This window comes from Macrococcus equi (assembly GCF_047426745.1).
Classification (GTDB): domain Bacteria; phylum Bacillota; class Bacilli; order Staphylococcales; family Staphylococcaceae; genus Macrococcoides; species Macrococcoides equi.
Window position 1 is genome coordinate 1,520,570 of sequence record NZ_CP179732.1, and the last position, 14,978, is coordinate 1,535,547.

A 14,978-nucleotide genomic window follows, 5' to 3' on the forward strand; every position below is an offset into this window, starting at 1 on the left:
AAAAATAAGCTCATCTTAAAGAAAGAAGAGCTTAATAAAGAACTTCTTATCTTTCAAGATTACATCTTGTTGGAATTAGCACAGTGCATAAGCCTGTTGCTGAGGTTTCATAGGGCCAAGTCCCTCCACCTACTCTAAATAAGATACGAGCTATTTTTTTGTAAATTTATTATAACATAGGAATTTCAAATATTTAAATGTGTTACGAGATTGTAATAATTTTTTGTAATATTAATCTTAAACTATAATATGAAGATTTTAGTGATAAATTACTCTCGATATAATAAAATTAATATGTAAAGAAAAATAAAAATTGGTATTTAAGAAAAAATAGTATAACAAATTACAATATTTAGATACTGTATATCTAGATCTATAGAGGAGAAGTTGAAATGAAAAAATTAGCTCTAGTTTTATCTACTTCTATATTGTTAGTAGCATGTGGAAGTAATGATAAACATTCAGAAAAAGGATCCAGCCAGATTGTTAATGAATCAAAGCAGAGTAGTACACCAGTAAAAAAAGTGAAGTCCGATAATTTTGATATAAGTAGTAAATCATTTGTTGAGGAATTTACAAAAGATAAAGGTAAAGGCTTTAGAGGAATTGAGCCAGGAATGACTTATGCAGATGTGAAAAAGCGATTGGGAAAACCAACTCAATATAGTATAGAAGAAATGCCTGACTTCGGTGGTTTTAGATTTTATTTTAATAATTTTATTTTAGTGTTTGAGGGTGTAAAAAAGAAGAGTGATATTAAAGAAGACTCACGAGTAAAGTATGTATTCATACAGAACAAAGAAGCTACGCCTGTAGAAAAGTTTGATAAAGCATGGGGGCCATATTCAGAATTTAATCCATTTAATCACGGTAGTATTGGTTCAAATACATATGAAATTAACGGGACAACATATTATGGGTTCTTTAGCCATGGCATTATTGAATTTGTTTCAAAAGAAAACATGGTAAAAATATTTGTTGAATCACAAGGTAAAACATATAAAGATGATGGTGATAAGTCGATTACAGAAGTAAATGGTGTTTCTCATTATAACGTACCAGATTTATTATCTAAATCATTTGCTGATAGTATTAAAGAGAATACTTTTAATATAGATGGTTTTGGTTTATTAAAATCAACAAATAAAGACCCATATAACGATTTGAAACCTATTGAAGCTGAGAGTGGAGAAGGATTGGCGGTTTATGATAATTTTATTCTTCATTTAAAATCAGGTACTGGTAAAACACCAAATTATCCTGTAAATCAAATTGATATATTAGATTTATCTTCACAAAATGTGACTATTGATGAATTGCTGGAAAAATGGAATATAAGCAGTGATAAGTTAGCTTTTCATGGTGGTAGCTTTCAAATTTTTAATTTAGATAATGGTACTTATATAACATTTAAATATGACATTGATTCAAAAATTATTGATGAAATTAATCTTAATGAAGGAACATTTAGCGAAGGTGCACCTCCGTCAGATATTGAAGATACAGATTCAACAGACGATTCAAATGAAGCACAAATAAATGATCCAAATATTGATTTTAGAAATGGAACGTCTTATTACAACTTCCCTGACATTACAAACTTTGATTTTGCATATCAAGTGTGTACGGCAGCATTTAAAATCAATGGTATTGGTTTAGGTGATACGCCAGACTTAGAGCCTTTAGGTGAATATCACGAGAATGAGGTAATATATGAATATGGTAATTTTGGTTTTGAGATGATTGGTGATAGAGTGAATGGTATCAAGTTACATGTTGCAGATCAAAATGTACAAATTGATACTTTGGAAAAAGCATGGAAGAGTAGAGTAGATATTCGTAAGAAAAATAGTATATTTTATGATAACGATAAAACGAATGGTTTTCTTGTAAGGGTAGATTTTGATGATGATGGTGTTGTTCAAGATATTTTCATACTCGGTGTAATCATTTAAATATTATCGTAATTAAAAGTACCGCTAAATTTGAATTGTTATATTCAAATTTAGCGGTATTATTTTTGAAAGTGAATATATCATTTTTCATTGTTAAGCTTAAATATGCACTCACCATATTCAATAGAAAATTCAATATTAAAACGAGATTGATATATATTAATTATGCTTTTTCAAGAACTTACTATATAAATTAAGGATGACCATCAATCCTATAACGACGCCAACAGATGTCCAGATGTTATTGATTTGCGATAAGATGAGAATCGCAATGATACTGTAAATAGTATGGATGATGATGTAACGATAGCAATCATTGTTCTGTATTACTTGTTTCTTAGATTCCTCGTGCAAGAAGAATGATGCAAATAAGTTCATTCAGAATAGATCATGGATAGTATCTGAATTTGGTCCTGGCATGAAATAGGCAAACAGAAAGTTTATACATAATATAGCGAAAAGATAAAAGCCGTTCATAGTAACAACTCCTAAGGATATTAATGTGATTTTATAGGTGGTTAGGAAAATTGTAAAGAAATAGAGGAATTATAAAAACTTTAATATAAAGTGTAACGAATTGAAAAGAACTTTGAATAATAAGTAAGAAAGGAGGTTAATCATGGATGAGAATGAAATATATATCGAACATAGAGATTTTATTTTTAAGTTCTTATTAAAGTATTTAAGAAATAAAGATTTAGCTGAGGAACTGACACAAGAAACTTTTTATCAAGCGATTAAATCAATCGATAAATTTGATCATACGAAGAATACAAAGCTAAGCTCCTGGTTATGTCAAATCGCATTAAACATAGCAAAACAATCCATGTATAAGCATAATAGACAGAATCATTTGATTGATAAATTATCAAGTACCATCAATCACCGTACTGAAAATTTAGAAGATAACTATATTTTGAAAGAGCAGTTGGGTGATTTGTATCATTCAATCAATCAGTTAAAGCCTGTGGAGAAAGATATTGTCTTACTTAGAATAGAAAAAGAATTAACGTTTCATGAAATTGGTGTTGTGTACGGAAAGACAGAGAACTGGGCGAGAGTAACTTACTTTCGAATAAAACAAAAATTGATAGAGGTGAATCAAAATGAATCATAGTATATTCCAGGATTTATTACCAAATTATATAGATGGTTTAACAAGTGAAGAAACCAATATGTTAATGGAAGAACATATGAATCAATGTGAATCGTGCCGTGCATTTTATTTAATGATGAAAGAAGAAAGTGCAGAAATGAATGAAGTAATAAACAATAATGAAGTACGTGAATTCGATGCATTTAAGAAAGTTAAGAAAAGTAATACAAGAAAAATTATTTGGGCAATCCTTGGAACATCATTTGTTGCTGTATTGTTGTTTGGGTTATATACATACCTATACAGCACACAATGGATCACGAAAAGTACGGATGTTGAAATCAGTAAAGTAGTGAAAGGGAATGTAGCGAGAATACACATTAAAGCGAAAAATTCAGGACATTATGCACTGCCAAGTGAAGAGTTTTATGTTAAGTCGAAAGGAAAAAGAGAATATATTATTTACGAATCACGTAAAGGATTTAAAGATTTACCTATATTGAGTGAAGGATTTAATATAAACACGAGATTTATTGATAATAACACGATTATTAATAGTGAAAATAAAGAAGAAAAAATTGATGATAAAGATGTAATAGTTCTAAGATTTAAAGATAAAAGAATAGAATATAAATTGAAGGATTTGATTAAAGTGGATAAGTGATATAAAGAATTAATAATCAAAGACCTACATTAGTATTGTGCAATATACTAGTGTAGGTCTTTTTTAATTTATTCTATATTTGTTTCACTTGTTTTGCTTTCTTTGGCCATAGGAAGTACGATATCGTGATGATCAGATCAATGAATAGTACAACTTGCCATGTGTTTGTAATTTGGCTAAGCACATTTGCGGATTCGTTATTTGCAATCATCTGCATGAACGTGATGAGCATAAATGCAATAATGAACGCGATGATATGTCTAATGAAAGATTTTAAGTAATGCACTGCATAGTCTTTACCATGTTTTTTAGGAAGCGGTTGTTTATTGAGTAGTAGTGTTTGAAACTTCTCATCAAGCCAGCCAATCATTTGTTTACCAAACGTAACAGATACCGCAATATATACTGCTGCGATACCATGTGCGATTTCAGCATTGCCTCCGTTATATAGATGTATTGTTGTAATAATTAATAGGAATAAATCTACGACGATTGTACTTGAAAGTAGTATCTTACTTAAGGTTGGTTTATGGAATATATATCTAGCAAATAAACCTAGTACAATAAACACCCAAAATAGAATCTCAGCGGCAATAATTACAGTAATAATGATATTCATAATAATCACTCCATCCAAAATTGAATTTCTTCTGCTATGATTGTTTCTATTAATTTATTATCTAGACTTTCGTTATACAACTTATGTAATGCTAATCCGTCAATTAATGCATGTAACTTAGTAATTGCTTTTTCTTTATTAATACTTTTCTTTATCATGTTATGATGATCGAGTTGCTCAAATGAAGCTGCAACGAGTCGATAAATGTCATCGGCCATTGTATGTTCATTACTTTGTGCATTCGATTCTTGTACAGCAAGCCATACAATCATATCTGCTCTTCTTTGCTCATCAAGTGGCATTGTTAAGAGAATCGATTGTACAATGCGCTCTTGAATTGGTAGTGCATTATTTGATAATAGTGAAAAGATTTGTTCTTCAATATGTTTACTTAACATGTTTAATACTTCTTGAAGCAATTGTGTTTGGTTAGGAAAGTAATAACGTATTTGACCAGGGGTCATGTTCGCATTACTTGCAATACTTCTAACGGAAGTACCTTGTTTACCTTGTTTCTGAATGTTCTCATAAGCAATGGTTAATATTTCTTGTTTCTTTTCGTCATGGTCAATTATTTTTGGCATTTTTACCTCCTTTTTAATACAGCTGTATTAATTAATTTTTATTTTAATACATGCGTGTTAAAAAAGCTAAATTTTTAATAACTATGAAAGCAAAATTATAAAAAAATAGTAGGATAGAACATAGCTAAGGTATGTTAGAGATGCGCTGATAAATAAGGAGTTTTAAATTCTTAGAACTTGCGTAATTCAACATAATTACAGAGATAAACACCTACAGATATTGTATAATGATGGTAAGTTGGGAGCGTGAAAATAATGAATCGTTTAACAATACTGGGATTTATATTAGCGATGACAGGCTTTGCAATTGGCGGATTTATTGATGGTAAAGGAATTGGTTTAATTAGCATATACGGTCTTGTTGCATTGCTTTTAATTTTTACCGGCTTAACGATGTTTTTTAAAGGATTATCAAGTGGGATAAAGAAATAACACATGAGGAGATTAGAAAAATGAAACCATTACAATCAGTTATATTAGGTGCATTACTGATAATTACAGGTTTAGTTATCGCAGTATATTCACTATCACACCAAATCAGTGTACTCAGCACGCAAGGATTGTTTGCAGCAATCTGTATATTTTACGGATCACCGATGTTCTTTAAGAACTTAGCGCAATATCTGGAGAACCGAAATAAAGAAACGAGATAATTTAAGGGCATGAATTTTATTAATATTAAAACTTTAAAAGTAATATCACTAATACTTAAAGCAGTTGTTTTAATAACTGCTTTACATTTAGTAATGTGTATTGTGTTTGATTATACTATTCGTGATATTGAAATATTTAATATCTTTATTCCAATACCTCATACTTTTATAGTAATACCATTATGTATTGTACTTACTATTTTAGAAGAAGAAATAGAAGATTTTGAGCAGAGAAACTTCAGAAGGTGGGGTTGGCATAGAAGATATCGATAGCAAAAGCAGTCATGTAAAAACATGGCTGCTTCTTTCATTTATATTTTATTGTTATTTTGCTTCTTAATGGTAAGAGCAATGATTTTTTCTATTTTCTTATTAAGAGGTAATGCTTTGTTAAATAGAATCTCTAAGATTTCCATTGAACGAGGGTTTTGGACGATTTTATTCATTATAAACTCCTTTCAAAGATAATTGTTTTTACGCGTTTTAACTATAATAATATATTTAATAAAAATTATTATAATGACTCAAATAAAATATTTACTTCCTAATTTTAGTGTGGTTATATATTAATAGTATATAATAAATCATCTGAAATTAGGGAGAAGAAGACATGAAATCGATGAAAGTATTAACGTCAATCGCTTTATTATCAATCGCCTTACCAGTTGCACATATGGATAACGAGCATGACACTCAAATTGTGAAAGCAGCAACAAAAGCAGGATACCCAACTTCTAAATACAAAAAAGGAGCACCGTTAAAGTTTGCTAAATGTAAAGATTTAAACAAATACTATCCGTATGGTGTTACTTACAATCATAAGTCTTATAGAAAAGGTTTAGATCGTGATAAAGATAAAATGGCCTGTGAAGCAAAAGACATGGTCTTTAAATCATGGATGGCGAACAACTAGATAATGATGAGCTCTGCAAATGCAGGGCTTTTTATTTTTGATTTATTTCTATTTTATTCTTCATCAATAAAGAAGTAATAATAAATCACTAGTCCAACTGGTAATGCAAATAGTGGAGTAACAACAACGCTAGCCACACAGCTTGATAAGAAGAGAAACATTAAATCTTCTATTGTCCATTTTTTGTTCAGTAAAGTATTAATGAATTCCTTGATTGTCATATGTAAAAGCTCCTTCACTTAATATGATTAATTATAAACATATTTTATAAAATATTACAATTTTGTATAGAAGTTTTGTACTTCATTAATTACCTATATATCCATTAAGACGATACAGTAAAAATAAATAAATCGTGTAATTAGTACTATATTTTATTATAATAATATTAAATAAATTACAAATATTATCATAGGAGATAATTATTATGAAGAAAAGTATACGAATTTTAATTACATTGACCAGTCTTTCTTTGATATTAAGTGGATGCAGTGAAGTCGATAAACAAAATACAGGTGCTTCGAAAATCGTAAGTAGTAATAACGGGGAAAAAGAAAGTCCTACTACAAGTAAGCAAAACGAGAATGAGAATAAAAATGAAACGTCCTCACAAGATGGAAATAATACCAAAACATCTCACCAGACGAATACCAACATCACAAAGGTAAACGGTATTGCGCATTATAAATATCCTAAAATTGATACTTTTGAATATGGTAAACATATTTTATCAAATGAATTTAACATTATGGGTTATCATGCTGGAGATGATGCAGGAGATTTAATTGATAAGCTTGGCAAGGTAAGGGAAGTAACGGAAAATGAGTTTCTTGGAACAAATTACGCTTATGACAATTTTGAAGTAGCAGTTAAGGATGGTAAGATTTTTAGAATTCTTTTGAATACACGCAACCTTGATTTGGATCCTTATCTTGAAAAAATATGGAGAGTAAAGTCAGAAAATACGATGAGTGAATATATGAGGTTTGATGGCAATAAAAATAATGGTTATTATGTAGAGGTTTATCCTGAAATGGGGCCGACTGTGGGAATTAATAGTATCGCTATTATTGGTGAGAACTTTAAATCTAGTATTCCTGAATCAACAGAAGAGTCTGTACAAAATAGTGATATTAAAGATACTAATGTTGAAATGCGTGATGGGGTAGCTTATTATAACTTCCCGGATATTACGAACTTTGATTTTGCATATGAAGTATGTACGGCTGCATTTGAGATTAACGGTATCGGTTTGGCGGATAGTAAAGTAGATTTTACACCTCTTGGAGATTATACGGATAACAATGGTAATCGTGAATACGGTAATTTCGGATTTGAGATGCTTGGAGATAGCGTGTACGGGATTAAAATGGTTGTTGGCGATCAACATGTTCATATCGATGATTTAATTAAAGGATGGAAGAGTAAGGTTGATGTCCGAAAGAAAAATAGTATTTTCTATGATAACGATAAAACGAATGGTTTTGTGGTTAGAGTAGATTTTGATGATGAGGGCATTGTTCAAGAGATCCATCTTTTAGGGGTTAATATTTAATAGATGATTTTTTAATGAAGTAAATGATGATTAATCGCTGGTTGTATTAAACCAGTGATTTTTTATTTTTTTTAGTTGTCATAAATTGTTTTAAATATTCGTAAATAATATATTCCAATTGTAAATAATTTTAATATAATGAAGTGAGTAGATTATTTCATTGGAGGAAATATTATGAAGCTGTTAAAAACATTTATGGCAATGATTTTTGTAGTATTCTTATTACCAACAAATCAATCACAAGCCATTTCAGCAAAGTACAATGTCAAATTTGTATCAGTAGTAGATGGCGACACGGCATACGTTAAACTAAACAACAAAACAATCAAGATTCGATTACTGTTAATCGACACACCCGAATCGAAAGCTCCTCGTAAACCTGTACAACCATATGCGAAAGAAGCGGCGAAGTTTCTAGATAACTATATGCGCTATGGTAGATTACAGATTCAATATGACAATGGTGGAAAGCTGGATAAGTATGGCCGTCATCTAGTATATTTATATGCTAACGGGAAATTTGTGAATCAGGAGATGGTTCGCTACGGGTATGCCCGCGTTGGTTATATTTATAATCAGAAATATTACTTAAATATCTTAAAACAGGCTGAGAATAACGCGAAACAGAAGCATTATAAAATCTGGTCAATTAAAGGATTTGTTAATCCTTATGGAGAAGGATTTATTTATAAAGGTACAACAGGAAGTATTTCAAATGCTACAACACTTGTTTCAAATACGAGTAATGTGAAGAAATCACCAACACCATCACGTGCAGGTTATCCTACATCTCGTTATAGAAACGGTGCACCAAGAGTGCTTGCCAATTGTACAGAAGTGAGACAATACTACCCTTATGGTATTAAAGACAGTCATATTTCTTATCAACCGAAGTTTGATCGTGACCGTGACCGTATGGGATGCGAAGCAACAGGCGTTCAGTATCAAAGCTGGATGGTAAATAACTAGAGAAGAAGGCCCCGAATTATTCGGAGGCCTTTTTTTCATTGACGATGATATCTCCTGGCTGACAATCTAAGTAATCGCAAATAGCTTCAAGTGTACTAAAGCGTACGGCCTTTGCTTTACCTGTTTTTAAGATTGAAAGATTAGCAATGGTCACATCAACTGCTTTTGAAAGCTCAGTGAGTGAAACGTCACGTTCCTTAAGTATTTCATCTAGTTTTATTTTTATCATGTTGAACACCTAAATCGTTAAGTCGTTTTCTTCTTTGATTTTTTTAGATTCCTCGTATATTGACAGCGAAGTAAGGATAACAATGCTAAGTACAACCAATAATTGATTGGTATCTACAGTTGTATCAAGTAGTGTGCGGTAATCATTTGGTAATATCATATATTTTTTTAATAAATTTAGACCAGCGTATAGAATCGTCAGTACTGCAATAAAGAAAAGTTTATCATAGTTTATCGTATTGAAATAGTCTTTATGATCCACTTTTTGCATCAGTTGATAAGTAAGAATAAGAATTAGTAACATCAATACAAGCTGGATAATATAAATGATAAAGAAATACAGTCCTTTGTTTGTAAAATGCCATAAACCTTGGCTAACGTCATTGTTAAGAAAATGGATGATTGTCATAACTCCTGAAATTAATGCGACAAAAAATGAAAAGATTATAAAATACTTCGTAAAGGTTAAAGATTTATTGCTGTTTGTCATTTGCGACACTCCTTTTATCGTTTTTCAATAAAAATATAGCATATTATTTATCGAAAAACAATAAAATTTATCGAATTTCGATAAAATGGTATTTAATGTTTTATAAAACTTTATATGGTATAATGAAGTAGTAAGATAATTAAACAAATATTATCTTTTTAAAAAGGAGAATGCTTTATGACTGAGAAAAACAATAACTGGCCACCAAAACATCATGGTGAGCATGATGCAGAGGGTAGAACGGGTCATACGAATTGGGATACACCTGGATTAAAAGGTCGTGAAGATGATACTTATGCGAAAGTGGCTTTTGGTGGAGCAGATTTTAGTCAAAATATTTTCGGTAGAATTGCAAATATCTTCATCAACAGAGATGAAGGCAGAGATAAAAAATAAAAGTATAAGAGTAATCCCCATCATTGCTGATGGGGATTATTTGTTGATTGAAATATCGAAGTGGTAAAGTTATATTATTTTATATCAATCCAGTAGCGTTCAACGTCTATATTATCGTATTCGTCATGCACGCTATTTTCATATACACCATTACAAGAGAGTATTGTTTTTTTACTGCCGATATTATTATAATCACAAGTTAACAGTGCTTTATCAACATCTTTTCTTTTCAGAAACTTCAATGCTTCTTGTAACATCCACTTGGCAATGCCTTTTCTTCTTTCATCAGGTCTAACCGAATAACCAATGTGTCCTCCAATTTGAGTTAGATGTTCATTCAAATAATGGCGAATATTAATCATCCCAACGATTTTTCCTTGTTCATTGAGACATAAAAATTGAGTTGCAGGTACAAATCCATAGGGAATACGGTCAGGATTATCACTATTTTGAACAGTTTCAAGCCACTCATCGAAGTCTTCGTATCTATGTAATGAGGAAGATCCATGAATAACTTCATTTCTGTCATGAAATTCTGCTTTATACATTATAATATCTGATTGATATTTCTCTTCAGGAATTACAAGTGAATAGTTCATATGAATGCCCTCCTTCTAAATTGATTAGATTATACAATAATTTATAAATAATTGATATAATATCCTAAATGTGGAGGTGAGGTAGTGGATTTTAATATTTCTTATTTTAAACAAGAAGACGCAACAGAAATTAAAAAGCTTATACATCGAGCAATGCTTGAGACAAATATTCAGGATTATCCATTAGAAGATTTACTGGAGGATATGAAATCGATTGATGAAGAGATGTTGAAGGAACGTGCAAGTTTTACTCACTTCTATGTTTTTAAAGATAGAATGAAAATCGTTGGAACAGGTGCAATAGGACCGTATTGGGATAGTCAAACAGAGAGTAGTTTGTTTACTATATTTGTACTGCCGGAATATCAAGGCCGTGGTCTTGGAAGATTGATTGTAGAGACATTAGAACGCGATGAATTTTATTTAAGAGCTGATCGAATCGAAGTGCCAGCTTCAATTACAGCGGTTAAGTTTTATGAAAAGTTTGGGTATCGAATAAAGCCAGGTATTACCGGGCCAGATGAAGAAGGAATCATCAGAATGGAGAAGTTTAAGCTTTGATTGATTATCTGTATAATGATGCGCACCTTGAATTATAAGTGTACAATAATTGTAAAATATAGGATTTTGTAGTATCTTAAGCTTAAAATGATATCTTAAAGGAGTGAAACCATGACAACTTTTATTGAATCATTAGATATTTTGAATACAAAAGGTTCGGTTATCCATAAATTGAATGAAGATGAGTTTGTTCGACTGGATATTTCAACTCTAAAGCGCAAAGACATGGAAAAAATCTTAAATGCTATCAACGTCGAGGCATATACGATGTTAATTCTGTATAATATCGGTTTAAGAAATCCAGCAGCAATCCAAAACTACAAACTCAATAAATCATTTAACCTTACGAACTGGAAGGAACATTTTATTGAATTTCCTGATACGCCTTATCCGGTAAAATATATCGAGGTAAAACATATAAAACCATCTGAGATTTTACGTTATTTTATCAACATTAAGCATCAACAGAGTAGTCCGCTTGTGGTGAATTTTATGAGTGATCAAACACTGATTAGAATAACACCGTTTAGTATCGATGTGGTGAGTGAAGATAAAGTCCTTTTATCAAAATTAAAAGAATTTTCAGATTAATTGTTGACAAACATAACAATAATTCTTATAATGTGTATTAATTCAATATCAAAGAACGTACAAGAGGAAAGTAGATTGATGGATTTCTACAGCGAGCTTCAGGTGGTGAGATGGAGCGATTGAACTCAGTTGAAAATGGCCTCTTATGTTGACTGCTGAACGATTATCTAGTAGGTGAATGTCCGAGGATTGGCGCTCGTTATCAACGTCAGAGTATAATATTGTACTCACAGAGGTATGGCGAGTGATGGTCATACGAATAAAGGTGGTACCGTGGGAAACCTCTCACCCTTTACTATTACGTAAAGGAGTGTGAGGTTTTTTATTATGGCAGAAAGTGATATGTATGACATGTGTGACAAGGTAAACGTTTCTATAGATAATCAAAAACAACTATTGGAGGTAATTTATTATGACAAATATTCTGACACAACCTAAATATGATTTTGTAGGAAGTTTTTTAAGACCAGCTCGATTAAAAGAGGCTCGTGAGCGTTTTAAAAATAATGAAATCACTCAAGATGAACTAACACAAGTGGAAAATGAAGAAATTATTAAATTAATTCAGAAGTTAGATGAATTAGGGTACGAGACAGTGACTGACGGAGAGTTTAGACGTAGTTACTGGCATTTAGATTTCTTCTTTGGTTTTAATGGTATTGAGCAACAGCTCTTAGAGCAAGGCTATCAGTTTAACAAAATTGAAACGCGTAGTGATTCCGTGAAGTTTGTAGATAAAATTAATGGACAAAATCATCCTTTTGTAGAACATTTCAAGTTTGTTCGAGATCATGTGCCTAGTCACTTAACAGTGAAACAGACGATTCCGGCACCGGCTCAATTACTTGTTGAACTCACACGACCTGGTGTTAAAGAGACGGTGGAGGCTGTTTATCCTAATAAGCAGGAACTGTATGATGATATTGTAAAGACATATCAACAAGTCATCGATGACTTACATAAAGAAGGTCTTAAAGTGCTTCAGCTGGATGACTGTTCTTGGGGTATTCATATTTCAGATGATATCCGCAAGAAGATTCATGGGGAAGGTAATGGTACCGAGATATCAAGTGAAGAGCTTATTCAGCAAATACTTGAGATTAATAACCGTGTGATTGCCAATGCTCCAGTTGACTTAATTATTAATACACATGTCTGTCGCGGAAATTATAAATCAGATTATGCATCAAGTGGCCCTTATACTAAAGTCGCAGATGCGTTGTTTGGTAAAGAAAATGTCGATGGCTATTATTTAGAATACGACACAGATCGTGCAGGAGGATTTGAACCGTTAGCCCATGTCAGTGGGGAGAAGAAAGTTGTACTTGGATTGATCACTTCTAAGTTTCCGGAGCTTGAAGATAAAGAGATTATTAAATCCCGTATAAATGAAGCTACGAAGTATATCCCGCTTGAGCGTTTAAGCTTAAGTCCGCAATGTGGCTTTGCTTCAACGGAAGAAGGAAATATTTTGACGGAAGAAGATCAGTGGAAGAAACTTAAGTTAATTAAAGAAATTGCTGAAGAAGTTTTCAGTGAAACACTGGTAAAATAATAAAACCCGAGCTTAGCTCGGGTCAGATTGAAGACAAACTCATTTTCATTACATGAGTTTGTCTTTTTTTAAAGGCTATATTCTCATTTATTCGAAGAAATTTCTTCGAAATTTAAATTATTGACTATAATGCTAAGCCAATTGAGTATCTTTGATAACCCAATTGGCTAACTTTTTTAAATTCATGCATGCACAAATAAGCGTGGTTTCCATGGACACTTTTTTCAATCCTCTAAACTTTGTCCATCTCATACCATGCTGTTCTTTAGCGTCACCAAATCTTCTTTCAATAGTTTGAGACCTTAATTTATATCCCATTCTTCCTTCTTCTGTATGTCTTATTTCTTCAACATCTTCTAAGTATTCTTGCCAAATATGTCTTTGAATTTGCTTTTTATATTGTTTATTTTCTGTACATTTATTTAGAAATGGACATTCTTTACATACATTTGGGTTAGAATGATACAATTTAAATCCTTCACGATCAGTACGTGTGTATTTAAGGGGGTGATTTGCAGGACAAATATATTCATTGTAATATTCATCATAAACAAAATCATTTTTTCTGAAACGGTCCTTTGGACTCTTGGTCTAGTATATGGCATGTAAGGAGTGATTGACTCTTTAAATAAAAAGTAAGCATTAAAAGGTGTTTTATATCCAGCATCTACAGCCAAGGTTTTAGGTTTAATTCCTTTATCTTTCATTCTAGAAATCATAGGTGCCAATTGAGTACTATCATGAATATTAGCTGGTGTTACGTGGTGATCTACAAAAAATCCATTTTTATCAACACAAGCATGTAAACTATAAGCAAACTGTTTCTCACGTTCACCTTTAACATAGTAACCAGCGTCAGGATCTGTGAGACTTTCTTTCTTTTCTTTTTCTTCTGTCTTATGAGTTGGGGTGAACTCCTTTTTTCCTTCAGATTTACGAACCTCGTTTACTTCTTTATCTAATTCATCCTTATAATGAGCGACTGATTTTTTTACTACAACTTTTCTAAATCTATGTTTATTAGCATTTGCTTTTATATGAGTAGAATCAATAAATAAAGCTGAGGTATCTATCAATTTATGTTGCATCGCCAACTGTAGAATGTGTTCAAATATTTCTTCAAAAAGTGTATTATCACTGAACCTTCTAATATAATTCTTACCGAAGGTAGTGAAATGAGGAATCTTATCCTGAAAACTGTATCCAAGATACCAACGATAAGCAACATTTGTTTCTATTTCTTTTATTGTTTGTCTCATTGATTTTATTCCGAATAATTTTTGTATTATTATTATTTTTACTAAAATCACAGGGTCTATACTTGGACGACCATTATCAAGACAATATTTATCTTCGACTAGAGGATAAATAAAATTCAAATCCAATACTTTATCTACTTTTCTTAGTAAATGGTCTTGTGGAACTAAATCTGAAATTGCAACAACCTCTAATTGATTTCTTTTATCTTCTGATTTACTCAACAAAATAATCACCCCAAATCATTGTTAATATTATTGTATAAAAAAAGACTGAAGACTTCATCTCCGAAG

The 14,978-nt window shown here is 31.4% G+C and carries 20 protein-coding genes, 1 pseudogene, 1 riboswitch and 1 other annotated feature; of the genes and pseudogenes, 12 read left to right on the plus strand and 9 right to left on the minus strand.

Annotation, left to right across the window (positions count from 1 at the left end; all coding sequences use genetic code 11):
- Positions 1 to 43: 43 nt before the first annotated feature.
- A riboswitch (SAM riboswitch) is annotated at positions 44 to 145 on the minus strand.
- A gap of 247 nt (positions 146 to 392) precedes the next feature.
- Positions 393 to 1,955 (plus strand): hypothetical protein, encoded by a 1,563-nt coding sequence (locus ACMGE6_RS08035; protein WP_414053383.1) that lies wholly within the window; start codon positions 393 to 395, stop codon positions 1,953 to 1,955.
- 159 nt (positions 1,956 to 2,114) lie between these two features.
- On the opposite strand, the gene ACMGE6_RS08040 is transcribed toward ACMGE6_RS08035, so the two are convergent.
- On the minus strand, positions 2,115 to 2,333 hold the full coding sequence (locus ACMGE6_RS08040) for a hypothetical protein (protein WP_414053384.1): 219 nt from the start codon (positions 2,331 to 2,333) through the stop codon (positions 2,115 to 2,117).
- A 241-nt stretch (positions 2,334 to 2,574) separates the two neighbouring features.
- Between ACMGE6_RS08040 and ACMGE6_RS08045 the strand changes: the two genes are divergently transcribed.
- Positions 2,575 to 3,072, plus strand: a complete 498-nt coding sequence (locus ACMGE6_RS08045) for an RNA polymerase sigma factor (protein WP_414053385.1) — start codon at positions 2,575 to 2,577, stop codon at positions 3,070 to 3,072.
- A complete protein-coding gene (locus ACMGE6_RS08050; RefSeq protein WP_414053386.1) occupies positions 3,062 to 3,715 on the plus strand; it encodes a zf-HC2 domain-containing protein in 654 nt (217 codons plus the stop codon). The genes ACMGE6_RS08045 and ACMGE6_RS08050 overlap by 11 nt, the downstream gene beginning before the upstream one ends.
- A gap of 73 nt (positions 3,716 to 3,788) precedes the next feature.
- Here ACMGE6_RS08050 and ACMGE6_RS08055 read toward each other — a convergent pair whose 3' ends face one another.
- On the minus strand, positions 3,789 to 4,334 hold the full coding sequence (locus tag ACMGE6_RS08055) for a hypothetical protein (RefSeq protein ID WP_414053387.1): 546 nt from the start codon (positions 4,332 to 4,334) through the stop codon (positions 3,789 to 3,791).
- A 5-nt stretch (positions 4,335 to 4,339) separates the two neighbouring features.
- The gene (locus tag ACMGE6_RS08060) at positions 4,340 to 4,918 is read right to left on the minus strand and encodes a TetR/AcrR family transcriptional regulator (protein ID WP_414053388.1); all 579 of its coding nucleotides are present in this window, start codon (positions 4,916 to 4,918) and stop codon (positions 4,340 to 4,342) included.
- Between the two features lie 255 nt (positions 4,919 to 5,173).
- Between ACMGE6_RS08060 and ACMGE6_RS08065 the strand changes: the two genes are divergently transcribed.
- Positions 5,174 to 5,350: a hypothetical protein gene (locus ACMGE6_RS08065; RefSeq protein ID WP_414045979.1), complete on the plus strand. Its 177-nt coding sequence runs from the start codon at positions 5,174 to 5,176 to the stop codon at positions 5,348 to 5,350.
- Positions 5,351 to 5,370: 20 nt separating this feature from the next.
- A complete protein-coding gene (locus ACMGE6_RS08070) occupies positions 5,371 to 5,571 on the plus strand; it encodes a hypothetical protein (protein ID WP_414045980.1) in 201 nt (66 codons plus the stop codon).
- A 311-nt stretch (positions 5,572 to 5,882) separates the two neighbouring features.
- Here ACMGE6_RS08070 and ACMGE6_RS08075 read toward each other — a convergent pair whose 3' ends face one another.
- Complete coding sequence (locus ACMGE6_RS08075; RefSeq protein ID WP_414053389.1) at positions 5,883 to 6,017, minus strand: hypothetical protein; 135 nt, start codon at positions 6,015 to 6,017, stop codon at positions 5,883 to 5,885.
- A gap of 164 nt (positions 6,018 to 6,181) precedes the next feature.
- On the opposite strand from ACMGE6_RS08075, the gene ACMGE6_RS08080 reads away from it, so the two are divergent.
- Positions 6,182 to 6,484, plus strand: a complete 303-nt coding sequence (locus ACMGE6_RS08080; protein ID WP_414053390.1) for an excalibur calcium-binding domain-containing protein — start codon at positions 6,182 to 6,184, stop codon at positions 6,482 to 6,484.
- Between the two features lie 53 nt (positions 6,485 to 6,537).
- On the opposite strand, the gene ACMGE6_RS08085 is transcribed toward ACMGE6_RS08080, so the two are convergent.
- The gene (locus tag ACMGE6_RS08085; RefSeq protein WP_414053391.1) at positions 6,538 to 6,705 is read right to left on the minus strand and encodes a VraH family peptide resistance protein; all 168 of its coding nucleotides are present in this window, start codon (positions 6,703 to 6,705) and stop codon (positions 6,538 to 6,540) included.
- 206 nt (positions 6,706 to 6,911) lie between these two features.
- Between ACMGE6_RS08085 and ACMGE6_RS08090 the strand changes: the two genes are divergently transcribed.
- Complete coding sequence (locus tag ACMGE6_RS08090; protein ID WP_414053392.1) at positions 6,912 to 8,039, plus strand: hypothetical protein; 1,128 nt, start codon at positions 6,912 to 6,914, stop codon at positions 8,037 to 8,039.
- A 174-nt stretch (positions 8,040 to 8,213) separates the two neighbouring features.
- Positions 8,214 to 9,008: a thermonuclease family protein gene (locus ACMGE6_RS08095; protein WP_414053393.1), complete on the plus strand. Its 795-nt coding sequence runs from the start codon at positions 8,214 to 8,216 to the stop codon at positions 9,006 to 9,008.
- Positions 9,009 to 9,024: 16 nt separating this feature from the next.
- Here the strand turns inward: ACMGE6_RS08095 and ACMGE6_RS08100 are convergent, their stop codons facing one another.
- Positions 9,025 to 9,237: a helix-turn-helix domain-containing protein gene (locus tag ACMGE6_RS08100; protein WP_414047022.1), complete on the minus strand. Its 213-nt coding sequence runs from the start codon at positions 9,235 to 9,237 to the stop codon at positions 9,025 to 9,027.
- Positions 9,238 to 9,246: 9 nt separating this feature from the next.
- Positions 9,247 to 9,726 carry a hypothetical protein gene (locus tag ACMGE6_RS08105; protein WP_414045990.1) on the minus strand — a complete coding sequence of 160 codons (480 nt, stop codon included), beginning with the start codon at positions 9,724 to 9,726 and terminating at the stop codon, positions 9,247 to 9,249.
- 177 nt (positions 9,727 to 9,903) lie between these two features.
- On the opposite strand from ACMGE6_RS08105, the gene ACMGE6_RS08110 reads away from it, so the two are divergent.
- Positions 9,904 to 10,122, plus strand: coding sequence for a hypothetical protein (locus ACMGE6_RS08110; RefSeq protein WP_414047020.1), 219 nt, complete (start codon positions 9,904 to 9,906; stop codon positions 10,120 to 10,122).
- A gap of 74 nt (positions 10,123 to 10,196) precedes the next feature.
- On the opposite strand, the gene ACMGE6_RS08115 is transcribed toward ACMGE6_RS08110, so the two are convergent.
- Positions 10,197 to 10,721, minus strand: coding sequence for a GNAT family N-acetyltransferase (locus ACMGE6_RS08115; RefSeq protein ID WP_414053394.1), 525 nt, complete (start codon positions 10,719 to 10,721; stop codon positions 10,197 to 10,199).
- A gap of 84 nt (positions 10,722 to 10,805) precedes the next feature.
- Here ACMGE6_RS08115 and ACMGE6_RS08120 point away from each other — a divergent pair, with 84 nt between their 5' ends.
- From ACMGE6_RS08120 to ACMGE6_RS08130, 3 genes are all read left to right on the plus strand, one after another.
- Complete coding sequence (locus ACMGE6_RS08120) at positions 10,806 to 11,282, plus strand: GNAT family N-acetyltransferase (RefSeq protein ID WP_414053395.1); 477 nt, start codon at positions 10,806 to 10,808, stop codon at positions 11,280 to 11,282.
- Between the two features lie 111 nt (positions 11,283 to 11,393).
- Positions 11,394 to 11,873 carry a hypothetical protein gene (locus ACMGE6_RS08125; RefSeq protein WP_414053396.1) on the plus strand — a complete coding sequence of 160 codons (480 nt, stop codon included), beginning with the start codon at positions 11,394 to 11,396 and terminating at the stop codon, positions 11,871 to 11,873.
- Between the two features lie 49 nt (positions 11,874 to 11,922).
- Positions 11,923 to 12,169, plus strand: a binding site (T-box leader).
- Between the two features lie 116 nt (positions 12,170 to 12,285).
- Positions 12,286 to 13,428: a 5-methyltetrahydropteroyltriglutamate--homocysteine S-methyltransferase gene (locus ACMGE6_RS08130; RefSeq protein ID WP_414053397.1), complete on the plus strand. Its 1,143-nt coding sequence runs from the start codon at positions 12,286 to 12,288 to the stop codon at positions 13,426 to 13,428.
- Positions 13,429 to 13,560: 132 nt separating this feature from the next.
- Here ACMGE6_RS08130 and ACMGE6_RS08135 read toward each other — a convergent pair.
- A pseudogene (locus ACMGE6_RS08135) lies at positions 13,561 to 14,915 on the minus strand (IS1182 family transposase).
- Positions 14,916 to 14,978: the final 63 nt, after the last annotated feature.